Here is a 14,035-nt window from a genome sequence, read left to right on the forward strand (position 1 = left end):
ACGCAAAGCGCCAGGTTAATTGTTGTTGTTGAGCTGCGCCGGCGCCGGATCGGCGCCATTGCTCATGCCGGGCATGGAATGGCCCTGATGCTGCATGTCCATGCCGGGCATGTCGTGCTGCATGCTGTTGCCGTCGGTGCGCTCGGCAGGCTCGCTTCCGGCCGGGACCTCCGTTGCCGGCATGGCGGCCGGCGTCACGATGCCCTCGTCGGCATGGCGGTCGTCATATCGCAGCTTCTCGCGGTTCTCCGCACTTTCCTTGCCGCCGCCGCCCATCATGTCGATGTGCATCATCTCGTTCATGCACATCTTGCCCGGCGCGGCGCACATGTTCAGGATGGCGTTGTAAAGGTCGGCATCGGCGCCGGCATAATAATGCACCGGTTCCTTCTCGCTCGGCTTTTCGAGCTTCAGATAGGCGTCGCGATTGAGCATCGTGCCCTGCTGCTTGACCTGCGCCACCCAGCCGTCAAATCCCTCTTTGGTCAGGCCATGGAATTTGAAGCGCATGTGGGAAAATCCTGCGCCGCTGTAGTTGGCGGAGAAGCCGTCATACTCGCCTTCTCTGTTGATGACGGCGTGCAGCTTCGTCTCCATGCCCGGCATGGCGTAGATCTGGCCGGCAAGGGCAGGGATGTAGAAGGAGTTCATCACCGAGGAGGCGGTGATCTTGAAATTGATCGGCATGTCCACAGGAGCCGCGAGCTCGTTGACCGTGGCAATACCGAGTTCGGGATAGAAGAACAGCCACTTCCAGTCGAGCGCCACGACCTCGACGGTCAGCGGCTTGGTATCGGCGGGAATGGGGCGCTCGGCATCGAGGCGGTCGAGCGGGCGGTAGGGATCGAGCTTATGGGTGGAAATCCAGGTCACGGCGCCAAGCGCGATGATGATCGCCAGCGGTGCTGCCCAGATCACGATTTCGAGGCGGGTCGAATGGTGCCATTCCGGCGCGTAAGTTGCGGCTGTATTGGCGCGGCGGTAGCGCCAGGCGAAGAACAGCGTCAGGAAGATCACCGGGATGATGATCAACAGCATCAGCACCGTCGAGATGACGATGAGATCGCGCTGTTGCATGGCGATGTCGCCGGAAGGCGCCATGACCACCATGTTGCATCCTGCCAGGAAAAGCAGCGGCAAGACGGATAGAAGGCGGGAAAACTTCATGAGTTTTGGCACGTCTCTAAGCTCTTGTTGTTTCATTTGATCCGCGACTAAAGCACTGAACCCGATCGCGACATGAGGCGGAATGTCGCAGTGCAGCAATCTTGCCGCACTGCGGTACAAATCAGGTCGCACTACAGCTTCGAAATCCTGATGAAATCAAGAAGGATTTTTCGCGAGCGCATGTTTCGACCAATATATCCGCTACAGCCGGCCATGCCAGCGTTCCCATGGGAAAATCGCGGTCCCGATCACGCTATTTTTCCCATCCAAGCCTCATTTTGAGCCGCCATGACGAACTATTTACGTGTTACGGACTTGATAAGCCTGCAGGTTTGATCAAGATCAGGCTGAGGCGCCTTGGCGAAAGCGCTTCAACGAGGGAGGCGTTTTCATGGCTACAACATCGCATTACGGACCGTCATCGTCGTCGCTGGAACGCGACGCGCGGCGCATTCACGCCGACAAACCGGTTTCGCCGGGCAGCATCGCCGTCGGCGTGGTGATCGGCCGCATGTCGGAATTCTTCGATTTCTTCGTCTACGGCCTCGCCTCGGTGCTGGTTTTTCCACAGCTGATCTTCCCCTTCGCGCCGGACAGGCTGACGGGAACGCTCTATTCGTTCGCCATCTTCTCGCTCGCCTTCCTGGCCCGCCCCGTCGGCTCCGTCGTCTTCATGACGATCGACCGGCTATACGGCCGCGGCACCAAGCTGACGATCGCGCTTTTCCTGCTCGGCGGCTCCACCGCCTCGATCGCCTTCCTGCCGGGTTACCAGGAGATCGGCGTCTGGTCGATCGCGCTGCTGGCGCTCTTCCGTCTCGGCCAGGGCTTCGCGCTCGGCGGCGCCTGGGACGGCCTTGCCTCGCTGCTCGCGCTCAACGCGCCGGCCAAGCATCGCGGCTGGTATGCGATGATCCCGCAGCTCGGCGCACCGATCGGCTTTGCGCTGGCAAGCACCCTGTTCGGTTATTTCGTCGCCAATCTTTCCAGTGAGGATTTTCTCTCCTGGGGCTGGCGCTATCCCTTCTTCGTCGCCTTCGCGATCAACGTCGTGGCGCTGTTTGCGCGGTTGCGCCTCGTGATGACCAAGGAATTCGGCACGCTGCTCGAGCAGCATGAGCTGGAAGCGGCCCCCATCCTCGACGTGCTGCGCGTTCATGGCCGCGACATCCTGATCGGCGCCTTCGTGCCGCTCGCAAGCTTCGCCATGTTCCACCTCGTCACCATCTTCCCGCTCGGCTGGATGAGCCTTTACGGCAACCAGCCGATCGGCGCCTTCATGGTGGTGCAGGTGGTCGGCGCCATGGTCGGCATCGTCACCATCATCGCGTCGGGCCTGATCGCCGACCGCATCGGGCGACGCGCCCAGCTTGCCATCTGCGCCGTCATCATCGCCATCTTCAGCTTCGTCGGGCCGATCCTGATCGCATCCGGCAACAGCGGCCACGACGCTTTCGTCATCATCGGCTTCGGCGTGCTCGGCCTGTCCTTCGGCCAGGCGACGGGCTCGATCTCGTCGCGCTTCGGCCGCGGCTACCGCTACACGGGTGCCGCCTTCACTTCGGACCTCGCCTGGCTGGTCGGCGCCGGTTTTGCGCCGCTGGTGGCGCTCAGCCTCTCCAGCCGCTTCGGCCTGACCTTCGTCGGCTACTACCTGCTGTCCGGCGCCATCTGCACGCTGGCGGCACTCGCCTTCAGCAGGGCGCTGGAACAGCGCGAATAGGCGGACTTAAATGCATGGGTCTGCATGGGAAACCATGCAGGCTTTCTTTTTCGGACTGTGCGATTCCAATTATTGAACGCATTGCAATCTATAATTAAATGCATATCCTTATCGGCTCGAACAAGGATATTCCATGACCGCGGAAACCATCGATCATTCGACCCTTTCCCGCCTTGTCGAAGCAGGCGCGGTCGATGCCGCGCATGTCGTCGGCAAAACCGGTGGCTGGTCGGTCGTCATCCGCTACGGCAAGGCCGAGCGCCCGCTCGCCGCCCAGCGCAGCCGGCAGGTGCGCCTGTTCAAGCGCATGGATACCTTGGTTTCCTACCTCAAGGATGTCGGCATTTCGCAGTTCGATGTCGATGCGGCCGATTACGCTCCGGATACGGCGGCGCGACCGGACCGGGCCGCAGCGTTGCGTCGCACCCATGAGGCGGCGGAATACGACAAGTGGTTCCGCGAACAGGTCGAGGAGGCGATCCGGGAGGCCGATGATCCGAACGCGGTCTGGATCCCGCACGAAGTCGTCAAGGAAGAGATGGCGCGCGAACGGGCAGAACTGCTGGCTCGGTTTAAGGGCGAGGCCAAGTGAAGCTCGTCTGGCGCGCGAAAGCTGCATCAGATCGCAAGAAAGCAATTCAGTTTATCGCCGACCAGAATGTCGCCGCCGCGATAAGCCAGCTTGATGAGATCGAGCGTCAGACCGATTTGCTCATCGATCAGCCGGAGATCGGCCGGCCCGGGCGAATTGAAGGAACGCGCGAACTGGTCGTTTCACGTACATCCTCTATCGTGATCTATCGGGTTCGCCAAAAAATCAAACAGGTTGAAATTTTGCGCCTCGTCCACGGAGCGCAGAAATGGCCACCGAAATCTTGATTTGAAATCTGACTGGGCGCGGAACAAGAACGGCTTCAAAATGGGCGCCGCCGTCTTCCAGCCCTCAAGATAGCGTGGTCACCTTGGCCTTTGGGATGAACTTCGTTATCCCTCAGAGGATATCTATCCTGGGCAAGGTTAAATGGTCACAGTCCGTTCAGAGTGGATGCCCTCGATCCGCAAGATCGATGAAGAGACGGCTATCTGCGCGATAGGCGACGTTCATGGATGTGCGGATCTTCTGAAAGAGATGCACGTCGGTATTGTGCAGGAATTTGACCTCATCTCTCCGGGCGCTGCCTATTGCATCCATCTGGGCGATCTGATCGACCGTGGCCCGGAAAGCTTACGGGCGCTCAGATTGGCCATGCAGGGCATTCCCGGCGCGACCAACTGCACCCTCATCGGAAATCATGAACATCGATTGCTTCAGTTGCTTCGCACGCCTGACGCCAAGATGATGCACCGTTGGCTGATGAATGGCGGTACCGAATTCTTTGAGGAACTTGGCGTTGATCCACGAGGCAGATGGGAAGACAGGGTGGCGGTCCTCTTAGGTGGCGATACCATTGAATGGCTACATTCTCTGCCTCTCAAGCTGCAGCTTGGAAAACTGCTTTTCGTCCACGCGGGCATAGACGTAGAGGTTCCGATAGATCATCAGACCGTCGAAACGCTTGCGTGGATTCGTGAGCCGTGGCTTTCTTCGAAGGGGCCATATGAAAATGGCCTGGCTGTCATACATGGTCACACGCCCATCGCTCATGTCGATCTCAGCGATCAACACAGGATCAACTTGGACAGCGGGGCTTGCGAAACAGGTGTGTTGAGCGCGCTTCTCATCCAAGGCGGTCGGATGAAGCTTTTGCAGACCTGTGACTAAGATCTGCCGCCGTCATCTCTGATAGGTAAGGTGGTCTGGCCCTTTACTGCGCCATCTGCGGCTGCTTTGCCGCCCGCGCCGCGGTCAGTTCCGCCGTGGTGTGGTTCAGGCGGTCGGCCAGCACCCGCATGATCTCAACCGCCATCTCGGGGAAATCGCTGAGCAGCTTCAGGAAGTGCTCCTTGCTGATGCGCAGCACCTCGAGTGGAGAGGTGGCGCGCACCGTTGCCGTGCGCGAGACGTCGCAGAGGATGGCGATTTCGCCGACGATGGAATTGAGTTCGACGTCGGCGACCTTGATCTCGCCGGCCGGTGAGGAGACGATGATGTCGGCGGTGCCCGAAAGAATGACATAGGCAGCGTCGCCGACATCGCCCTGATGGAAGAGGTTTTGCCCGGCTTTGTAGGTCATGCGGTCGGAGGTGAAGGCCAAAAGCTTGAGCTTTGCTGGTGCGATCCTGGAAAAGATCGGCACCCGTCGCAGCATTTCGACTTCGTCTCTCAACAGCATGAGCGTTTTTACCCCCTAACGCAGGGTCCGCGGGACCAGGCGTCTTCAAACTCCGAGGCGTCCCGCCGGGAACGCCCATTATCGCCGCCCCTATAGAATATTACGATAACAGTTCCTTGAACATCCCGTTTTTCTCGGAAAGTTCGGGATAGTTTCCGGCTTCGGCCAATCCGCCGCGGTCGAAGAGCAGGATCCGGTCGAACATCTCCGCCAGCCGGGCATTGGAGAGCACCCAGATGATCGCCGGCCGTTGGCCTTCCTCGTGCAGATCCTCGATGATGTTACGGGTGATCCGATCCTGAACGCGCTGGTCGAGCGCCGAGAGCGGCCGGTTGAAGATGAAATAGTCCGAGCGCTTCAGGAGCGCGCGGGCAAGGTTCAGCTTCTGCCGCTGCACCATGGTCAGCCGCTTGCCACCGGAGCCGACGTCGAATTCGAGGCCGATCGACAGCACGTCGTCGTAAAGGTCGAGCGCGTCGAAGAGTTCGCCCATGATGCCGCGGATGCGGTCGGAGGCATCGGCCTGCTGATAGGCGATGCGGCCGAAGAGCACATTGTCCATCAGGCTTGCCGAAGGGGTGAAACGTTCGGCGTCGTAGCGCTCGATCAGCTCGGCGAGATCGGCCGGTATATGCTCGTGGAACTGCTTGCGGGCGCTGACGATCTTGTCCATCAGCTCGTCCGTCAACAGGCCGAAGCGGTGGCGCGGCTCGATATAGGCAAAGCTCAGCCGGATGATGGCCGACCGTTCCTCAGGCGTTGCGTCCTCGAAGCGGCGGCTTTGCAGCTTCTGCAGCAGCGCCTGATAGGTCGGAATGTCGTCCGCCGTCATGAAGGTCAGTTGCTGGAAGAAGGGGTGGTCTGGCGGCAGGTCGTGGAAGAGTTCCACTGCGTTCTCGGCGATTTCGAGGCCCATGGCGTAGAGATCGGTGCTGAGGCCGGTCTCGCGGAACAGCTGTTGGAAATAGGGATGGGCGGCAAGCCGGCGATTGGTCATCAAAGGCCGCTTCATCGTGCCGAAGAGCAGGTTCTCGCCAACCGTCGCCTGGGCGTTATAGGCGTCGAAATCGAAAGGCACGACGATCGTGTCGAGCCCTTCGTCGCGCAGCCGGTCCCGCAGCGAGGCGCGTAGCGCCACGACGTGGTCGCTGACGGCGACATGCACGTCGGTGTTGACGGTCGAGCGCAGCGCCAGATCGAGGATGTCCTGTGAGATCAGGACAGCGTCGAGCACCGGGCGGATCGCTTTCAGCAGGTCCTCGGGCCCGCTGGCCCCGGCTGCCTTGTAGTCCACCCAGTCGCTGTTGAGGTCGAGCGTCGGATTGCCGGCCTTCACCGCCTCGGCGGAATGCCATTTATATTCCAGCGCTTCCCTCTCGTCATAGACGGGATCGGTCATCGGCGCGTGCTTGAGTCCGTAAAGCAGATTGCTGGCGAGCGTCCCGTGGAAGAAGAAGGTGTCGGCCGAGGCATAGGAGATGCGCCGTCCGGTGATCGATTCCGGCAGGTCCAGCAGATCGCGGCCGTCGATGGTGATGCGGCCGGAATCCGGCCAGACCATGCGTCCGAGCGCTTCGGCGAAGGCTTCGGCGCCGCTGCCGTTCGGGCCGACGATCGCCACCGTTTCGTTCGGCTTGATCTCGACGGAGACGTGGTCGACGAGGCGGGCGCCGCTGTCGTCGGAGAGCGACAGGTTGGTAACGACGAGCGCGCTCGTCAGTGCGCCCACCGGGGCAGTGGCGAGTTCCTGGATGCGGCTGTCGATCAGCGGCTCGACGTTGAACTGCTCATAGACCTGCTGGTACTTCACCTGCACGTCCTGGCGCATCTGGTCCCAGTCGATCAGTTCCTTCAGCGGGCCGGGCAGGTCCTTGTAGGCCGATATGACCGCGACGAGCTGGCCGATGTCGAGCCGGCCCTGCAGCGCCAGATAGCCGCCGATCGCGTAGAACAGGAAGGGTGTCACCTGGGCGAGGAAGTTGTTGATGAACTTCACCAGGAACTTCCACTGGTAAAGGTCGTAGCGGATCGAGAAGATCCGGCCGAGCCGCGAGGCGATGTCGGCGCGCTCGAGGTTTGACGTGTCGTTGCCGTGGATCGTGCCGATGCCCTCGACGATTTCGCCGACGCGGCCGGAAAGCTCGCGTGCCGTCAGCTGCCGCTGGCGGCCGAGCTCCAGCAGACGCTTGCGCATGCGGGGAATGACGATGGCCTGCACGCCGACGATGCCGGCGGCGATCATGCCGAGCCAGAAATTCTGGACGATGATGAAGGCGAGCGCCGTGATCGCCTGGCCGCCGAGAAGGGCAGGCGAGACGAAGGCATCGCCGGTGAAGCCGCCCATCGGCTCCACCTCATCCTTGATCATCGTAGCGATTTCGGCCGATTTGACCCGCTTGAAGTGAATGGGCGGAAAACGCAGCACCCGGTCGATCAGCTCGAAGCGGATACGGCGCAGCATGCGCTCGCCGAGCCGGCCCTTATAGGTGTTGATGTAGAACTTGAAGAGGCCGTTCAGCACCACGAGCGCCAGAAACACCAGGCTGAGGGCCATCAGCATCTGGAAGCGGTTGAGCTGCAACCCTTGAAAGAATTCGACATGGCCAATCAGCGGAATGTCGTAGGCAATGTGCATGAACGTCTGCTTTGCCCCGGGACCTTCGAAACCGTCGCCCTGGATCGGTCCGTTGACGATCTGCTTCGGTAGGTCGAAGGACAGGAAGTAGGGCACCATCGAGGCGGCGACGACAGCCAGAATCCACAGCTGCTGCAGCCGCGTGTTCTTCCAGATGTAGCGGGCGAGGCTTTTTTCCATGGCTAACCGTCAGCTTGCTGGGATATTCCGGGGGCGCGATCCGGGCGCCGGGACAGGGAGGAAGCTTGAGAACAGGACCATGCAGCCGGACCGCCGATATCGCAATGAAAACAAGGCGAAGCGACCGGCTGCAGAAACGCCGATTCTCGCCGGAACTTTGCTTATATCACAGGAATTTTGGATTAGGCGAGCGATTCGGCAATCAGTGAGCGAATGATGCCGGCCGTCTTCTCCGCCCCGGCGAGATCGAGCAATGCCGACCGCCGTCGCGGCGCTGCAAGCGCCTTTTCGACAGCCTCCTTCAGATGGCCCGACGTCAGTCCCTTTTCCGGCAGGATATCGGCAAGATCAAGCGCCTGCAGCCGTTCGGCGCGCACCGTCTGTTCGGTCTCGCCGTCGGCGACGAAGGGGATGAGGATCGCCCGGCATTGGGTGCGCAGGAGATCGCCGACCGTGTTGTAGCCCGCTTGCGAGATCGACACCTTCGCGCCGCGCAGCAGCGAGGGAAAATCCCTGCGGAAGCGCACCAGCGTCACATTCGCGGGCGCGTCCCGCGACAGCGCGGCGAAATCGGCCTCCGGCAGGTTCGGGCCTGATATCAGCAGCCAGCGAAGATCATCGGGCAGCATCGCTGCCGCCTGTTTTGCCGCGCCGATCAGTTCGGCGCCGACCGCGCCGCCGCCCGCCGATGCGATGATGTCGAAGGTCTCGATCGGTTCCGGCGCCGGTGGAGGTGCGACGAGGCCGGTGTAACGCAGCCTGTCGGCGATCTCGGGTGTCAGCGGGAAGGTGTCCTCAAGCCTGACGAAGCCGGGATCGCCATGGACGAGCACGGCATCGAAATGCTCCTTGACCAGTGCGACGGTCTCGGCGTCGCGGCCGGCCTTGCGGTTTTCCTGCAGGATGTCGCGCACCGAGCTTACAAGTTTCGGCCGGGGTTCGGCCTTTTCGATCGCGGCAAGCAGCGGCAGCAGTTCGAAGCGCATCTGCCGCCGGCCGAAGGGGAAGGCTTCGATGATCACGACATCGGGCCTTGCGGCATGAAAGGCCTCGAGCAGCCGCTCGCGGCGGGCATTGAGGAACTCCTCGCCGGCCGGCCGGCCATCGGCATCGGCGAGGCCGGAGAAGCCAGCATTGCTGGCGACGACCGCCGGCAAGGCGACGGTCTTGATGCCCTCGGCGGGAAAACCCGGCACCGGCAGGCCGCCGGTCACGACGGTCACGTCGAAGCCGTCCTTGACCAGCGCATTGGCGATACGGCTGGCGCGGGCGATGTGGCCGATGCCGAGCAGGTGCTGGACGTAGAAGAAGATGCGTGGTGCCGTCATGAGGCCTTCTGCCATTCGGCCTCGAACAGGCCGGTGAGCTGTCTGATGCTGCAGTGATAGTCGAAATGCTGACGCACCTGGCGTTCGGCCGCATCGCCGAGCCGCTTGCGCAGCGCCGGGTCGCGGATCGCCGCTTCCAGCGCTTCGGCGAGCTTCGCCGGATCCTCGGGCGGCACGACGAGGCCGTTTTCACCGTCCTTCAAAAGCTCCGGCACGCCGGATACGTCGGTCGAGAGGCAGACGAGCCGCTGGCTCGAGGCTTCCACAAGCACGTTCGGCAGGCCGTCGCGGTCGCCGTTGGCGGCGATGCGGCAGGCCAGCGCGAAGAGGTCGGCGCGGCGGTAATGGTCGAGCACCTCGTCCTGCGCCAAAGCGCCTTTCCAGACGATGCGACCGGAGATGCCGAGTTCGGTGGCCAGGACTTTCAGTTTTGCGAGCTCCTCGCCGCCGCCGATATGGTCCATGCGCCAGTGCATGTCGGCGGGCAGCAGGGCCAGGGCCCGCAGCAGTACGTCATAGCCCTTCTTCTCGACGGCGCGGCCGACGCTGAGGATGAAGGCCGGATCGTCGGGGTCGCTGCCGGTGCGGTCCGACCGTTCGCCGGCAAAATGGCCGAAGCGGGCAAGATCCAGACCGTGATAGCTCAGATGCACCGAATCCTTTCGGTCGGTCAATTCCCGCATGTGTTCGTAGCCCGTCCTGGTGCAGGTGACTGCCCAGCGGGCGCTGCCGAGTTTTTCGTGCAGTTCCCAGTCCGGCGACGTCCAGATGTCCTTTGCGTGCGCCGAACAGGTCCAGGGCGTACCCGTCAGGATGCTTGCATATTCCGTCACCGAGGCCGGCGTGTGGATGAAATGCGCATGCAGCCATTCGCCGCCATCCGGCCATTCGCGCCCCAGCACCAGCGCCTGGCCGAGACGGCGGAAGCGGTTGCGGGAGATGTCGCGCTTGAGATCGGCGAGGAAGCGTTTGATCAGCGCCGTGAAGCCGGGTTTGGAGAAGCCGGCGATCAGGCCCTTCAGCACGCGGATCGGCTCCTCGTGCAGATATTCCGGCAGATAGACGACCCTCGCCTTGATCTCGTCATGCACGGGATGACGCTTCCTGTCGGTCGGCCGGCGCATGGAAATCAGCGTGAGGTCGAAGCCGGCCTTTTCGAGGCCGAGCAACTCCTGGGCAATGAAGGTTTCCGAAAGGCGGGGATAGCCTTTCAGTACGACGAGGATCTTGCGGCGTGGTGGCAAGGCTGTGCCCTATTCCGCGCCGACGAGGGAAAGATGGCTGCCGCGGCCGTCAATCCAGCGGGCGACGGTCTGCGAGATGTGGTCCAGCCCTTCGAGACGCATATTGCCGCCGCTCTTCGAAGGCGGCTGGCGGGAGGGCAGGCGCTTCAGCGCCTCGGCCATGATGATCGGGTTGACCGACTGGTCCGGCAGCAGCATGTCGACGAGGCCGAGTTCGCTGGCGCGCTTGGCGCGCAGGAGCTGTTCCTCGCGCGGCTTGACGCGCGGCACGATAAGCGCTGGCTTGTCGAAGGAGAGGATCTCGCAATAGGTGTTATAGCCGCCCATGGCGACGACGCCGGTGGCGCCGTCGATCAGCTCTTCCATGTGATTGTCGAACTCGATCACCTCGATATAGGGGATGGCTTCCCCTTTCTGCACCAGCTTGGCGCGCTCGGCCGCCGGCATATAGGGCCCGAGCACGACGAGCGCCTTCTGCGTCAGCGTCGGATCGGCCTCGTAGGCGTTCATGACGTCGTGGACGAGATCGGAGCCGTCGCCGCCGCCGCCTGTGGTGACGAGGAGGTATTTATCCTTGCGGGCATTGATCGAGGTCTTGCCCTTGGAGACGCTGCGCTGCAGGAAGCCGACGAAATCCATCTTCCGGCGCAGGCTCGCCGGCACGTCGAGGCCGATCAGCGGATCGTAAAAGTCAGGCGGGCCATAGACCCAGACGCTGTCGTAATATTGGTCGATCTTCTGCATGATGCTGTTCTTCTTCCACTCGGCCTCGAGCAGATGCGGCGCATCCATGATCTCGCGCAGGCCGAGCACCAGGACGGTGCCGCGGGCCTTGAGATAGGCGAGCGTATCCTCGACCTCGCCCTTCAGCCCCATCGGCTCCTTGTCGACGATGAAGATATCGGGCTGGAAAGTCTCGGCGGTGTGGCGGATGCTCGATTCGCGCATCTTCAGCGTCTCGTGCAGGTCGATATGGCTGGCGAGCGACGTATATTCGCCGTTGCGCAGCTTGATGACGCTCGGGATCTTCACGAAGTCGACGCGGGCGCGGTAGTCGAAGGCGCCGGCGATCGTGGCACCCGAAATGATCAGAATGTTGAGGCCGCGATAATCCTCGACCAGAGCATGGGCAATGGCGCGACAGCGGCGCAGATGGCCGAGACCGAATGTGTCGTGGCTGTACATGAGGATGCGCGCATCTTCGAGACGTCTGGACATGGGCATCCCTTCTGGGGTGAGCAACATACTTAGCACCCCCACCGTCCGGAGGCCGCAAGGCGGGGGCGGCGCCGTGAGGCGCCGCCGAGCTTTCTGCTATTTGTAGGGATCTGCCGCATCACGCAAGCCGTCTCCCAGAAAGTTGAACGCCAAAATGACAAGAACAACAGGAATGATCGGATAGAGCAGCCAAGGATAAAAGGCGATGACGCTGACGCTTTTTGCTTCGGTGAGCAAAATGCCCCAGCTGGTGATCGGCGGACGAAGGCCGAGGCCGAGGAAGGAGAGCGCGGTTTCGCCGAGGATCATGCCGGGGATCGAAATTGTCGCCGAGGCGATGAGATGCGACATGAAACCCGGCACCAGATGCCGGCCGATGATGCGCGGCGTGCTGGCGCCCATCAGCTGTGCGGCCTGCACGTAATCCTCTTCGCGCAGCGCCAGCAGTTTGGAGCGCACGGCGCGCGCTAGCCCGGTCCAGTCGATGATGCCGAGGATCACCGTGATGCCGAAATAGATGACGATCGGGCTCCACGTCACCGGCATGATGGCGGCCAGCGCCATCCACAGCGGCAGGCTTGGCAGCGACTGCAGCACTTCGATCAGGCGCTGGACGATGAGATCGAAAACGCCGCCCCTATAACCGGCAAGCCCGCCGATGACGATGCCGAGCACGAAGCTGATCGAAATGCCGATCAGGCCGATCGTCAGCGATATCCGCGCTCCGTAGAGGATGCGCGAGAGCACATCGCGGCCGAGCCGGTCGGTGCCGAGCAGGAACATCTGGCCACCGATCGCCGGGCAGACGAGGTGATAGTCGGAGGCGACGACGCCCCAGAACTTGTAGCCATCGCCGCGGCAGAAGAAACGGATCGGCTGCACGTCGTTCGGCCTGTCGGCATAGACGCGATGCAGAGTGTCGATATCGAGCGTCATGCTGCGGCCATAGACGAAGGGCCCGACGAAGCTGCCCTTGTCGAAGAAATGGATGGTCTGCGGCGGCGCATGGATGAAATCGACGTTGCGCGTGTGCAGGCCGTAGGGCGCCAGGAACTCGACGATCAGGATCATCAGGTAGATGGCGGCGAGAAAGATGCCGGAGATCAAGGCCAGCCTGTGCTGCTTGAACTTCCACCACATCAGCTTTTTCTGCGAGGCGAGATGGATGCGCGATTGCGCTGCCGTCATGGTTTCGGTCGCGTGCGGATCGAAGGGCGCGGTCGAGACGTAGTGCGGCAGCGGCGCGCCGGGTGCGGGAAGGGGCGACATTATTTGGTGCTCCTGCCTTGCAGACGGATGCGGGGATCGAGGAAGCCGAGCGCGATGTCGGAGATCAGCACGCCGATGACGTTGAGGAAGGCCAGGAACATCAGGAAGGAGCCGGCGAGATACATGTCCTGGCTCTGCAGCGCCTTGATGAGCATCGGCCCGGTCGTCTCCAGCGACAGCACGATGGCGACGATCTCGGCGCCGGAGATGATCGACGGCAGGATCGAGCCGATATCGGCGACGAAGAAATTGAGTGCCATGCGCAGCGGATATTTGACCAGCGCTTTGAGCGGCGGCAGGCCTTTGGCGCGGGCGGTGACGACATATTGCTTCTGCATCTCGTCGAGCAGGTTGGCGCGCAGCCGCCGGATCATGCCGGCCGTTCCCGCCGTGCCGACGATGATGACCGGGATCCAGAGGTGAGAGAGGATCGATCGTGCCTTCTCCCAGCTCATCGGCGCCGAGATATATTGCTGGTCCATCAGATGGCCGATCGAGACGCCGAACCAGATGTTGGCGAAATACATCAGGATCAGCGCCAGCATGAAATTCGGAATGGCGATGCCCATCAGGCCGAGGAATGTCAGCCCGTAATCACCCCAGCTGTACTGATGCGTGGCCGAATAGATGCCGATCGGAAAAGCGATCAGCCAGGTGAGCAGGATCGTCGTGAAGGAGACGAGGATCGTCAGCCAGAGCCGTTCGCCGACCACGTCGGAGACCGGCAGCTGGTACTCGAAGGAATAGCCGAAATCGCCGTGCAGCATGCCGCCGACCCAGTAGAAATAGCGCACGATTTCCGGCTTGTCGAAGCCGTATTGCTGGCGCATCTCCTCGATTTCCTGGAGATTGGCGGTCTCGCCGGAAGCGCGCAGCTCGGCGATCTGGCTCTCGAAGAAGTCGCCCGGCGGCAGCTCGATGATGGTGAAGACCAGCGCCGAAATGACGAAGAGCGTCGGCACCATGGCGGCGATGCGCCAGAGAATGTATCTGAGCAC

12 protein-coding genes are annotated in these 14,035 nt (G+C 61.9%); 4 read left to right on the top strand and 8 right to left on the bottom strand.

The window, feature by feature from the left end; genetic code table 11:
• Window positions 1-15: 15 nt before the first annotated feature.
• A complete protein-coding gene (gene cyoA, locus FHX10_RS07955; RefSeq protein WP_028758805.1) occupies window positions 16-1,179 on the bottom strand; it encodes a ubiquinol oxidase subunit II in 1,164 nt (387 codons plus the stop codon).
• Window positions 1,180-1,558: 379 nt separating this feature from the next.
• Here cyoA and FHX10_RS07960 point away from each other — a divergent pair, with 379 nt between their 5' ends.
• The 4 genes from FHX10_RS07960 to FHX10_RS07975 all read left to right on the top strand — a co-directional run bounded on the left by FHX10_RS07960 (window position 1,559) and on the right by FHX10_RS07975 (window position 4,652).
• Window positions 1,559-2,890, top strand: a complete 1,332-nt coding sequence (locus tag FHX10_RS07960; protein ID WP_028758804.1) for an MFS transporter — start codon at window positions 1,559-1,561, stop codon at window positions 2,888-2,890.
• Window positions 2,891-3,023: 133 nt separating this feature from the next.
• Window positions 3,024-3,482, top strand: coding sequence for a hypothetical protein (locus FHX10_RS07965; RefSeq protein WP_028758803.1), 459 nt, complete (start codon window positions 3,024-3,026; stop codon window positions 3,480-3,482).
• Window positions 3,479-3,769 (top strand): type II toxin-antitoxin system RelE/ParE family toxin, encoded by a 291-nt coding sequence (locus FHX10_RS07970; protein WP_028758802.1) that lies wholly within the window; start codon window positions 3,479-3,481, stop codon window positions 3,767-3,769. Before FHX10_RS07965 ends, FHX10_RS07970 begins: the two co-directional genes overlap by 4 nt.
• 142 nt (window positions 3,770-3,911) lie before the next feature.
• Window positions 3,912-4,652, top strand: a complete 741-nt coding sequence (locus tag FHX10_RS07975) for a metallophosphoesterase (protein ID WP_028758801.1) — start codon at window positions 3,912-3,914, stop codon at window positions 4,650-4,652.
• Between the two features lie 43 nt (window positions 4,653-4,695).
• Here FHX10_RS07975 and FHX10_RS07980 read toward each other — a convergent pair whose 3' ends face one another.
• From FHX10_RS07980 to FHX10_RS08010, 7 genes are all read right to left on the bottom strand, one after another.
• On the bottom strand, window positions 4,696-5,163 hold the full coding sequence (locus FHX10_RS07980; protein WP_003563501.1) for a cyclic nucleotide-binding domain-containing protein: 468 nt from the start codon (window positions 5,161-5,163) through the stop codon (window positions 4,696-4,698).
• 100 nt (window positions 5,164-5,263) lie between these two features.
• Window positions 5,264-7,978: an ABC transporter ATP-binding protein gene (locus tag FHX10_RS07985; RefSeq protein ID WP_097630782.1), complete on the bottom strand. Its 2,715-nt coding sequence runs from the start codon at window positions 7,976-7,978 to the stop codon at window positions 5,264-5,266.
• A gap of 182 nt (window positions 7,979-8,160) precedes the next feature.
• Entirely contained in the window at window positions 8,161-9,306 is a 1,146-nt protein-coding gene (locus FHX10_RS07990; protein WP_097630781.1) for a glycosyltransferase family protein, read from the bottom strand.
• Complete coding sequence (locus FHX10_RS07995) at window positions 9,303-10,550, bottom strand: glycosyltransferase (protein WP_097595626.1); 1,248 nt, start codon at window positions 10,548-10,550, stop codon at window positions 9,303-9,305. Before FHX10_RS07995 ends, FHX10_RS07990 begins: the two co-directional genes overlap by 4 nt.
• 9 nt (window positions 10,551-10,559) lie before the next feature.
• Window positions 10,560-11,768 (bottom strand): glycosyltransferase family protein, encoded by a 1,209-nt coding sequence (locus FHX10_RS08000; protein ID WP_097595627.1) that lies wholly within the window; start codon window positions 11,766-11,768, stop codon window positions 10,560-10,562.
• A gap of 96 nt (window positions 11,769-11,864) precedes the next feature.
• On the bottom strand, window positions 11,865-13,037 hold the full coding sequence (locus tag FHX10_RS08005; RefSeq protein WP_165932225.1) for an ABC transporter permease: 1,173 nt from the start codon (window positions 13,035-13,037) through the stop codon (window positions 11,865-11,867).
• Window positions 13,037-14,035: an ABC transporter permease gene (locus tag FHX10_RS08010; protein WP_028755865.1), complete on the bottom strand. Its 999-nt coding sequence runs from the start codon at window positions 14,033-14,035 to the stop codon at window positions 13,037-13,039. Before FHX10_RS08010 ends, FHX10_RS08005 begins: the two co-directional genes overlap by 1 nt.

Origin of the sequence: Rhizobium sp. BK591 (assembly GCF_014195045.1) — a bacterium.
Classification (GTDB): Bacteria; Pseudomonadota; Alphaproteobacteria; order Rhizobiales; family Rhizobiaceae; genus Rhizobium; species Rhizobium anhuiense.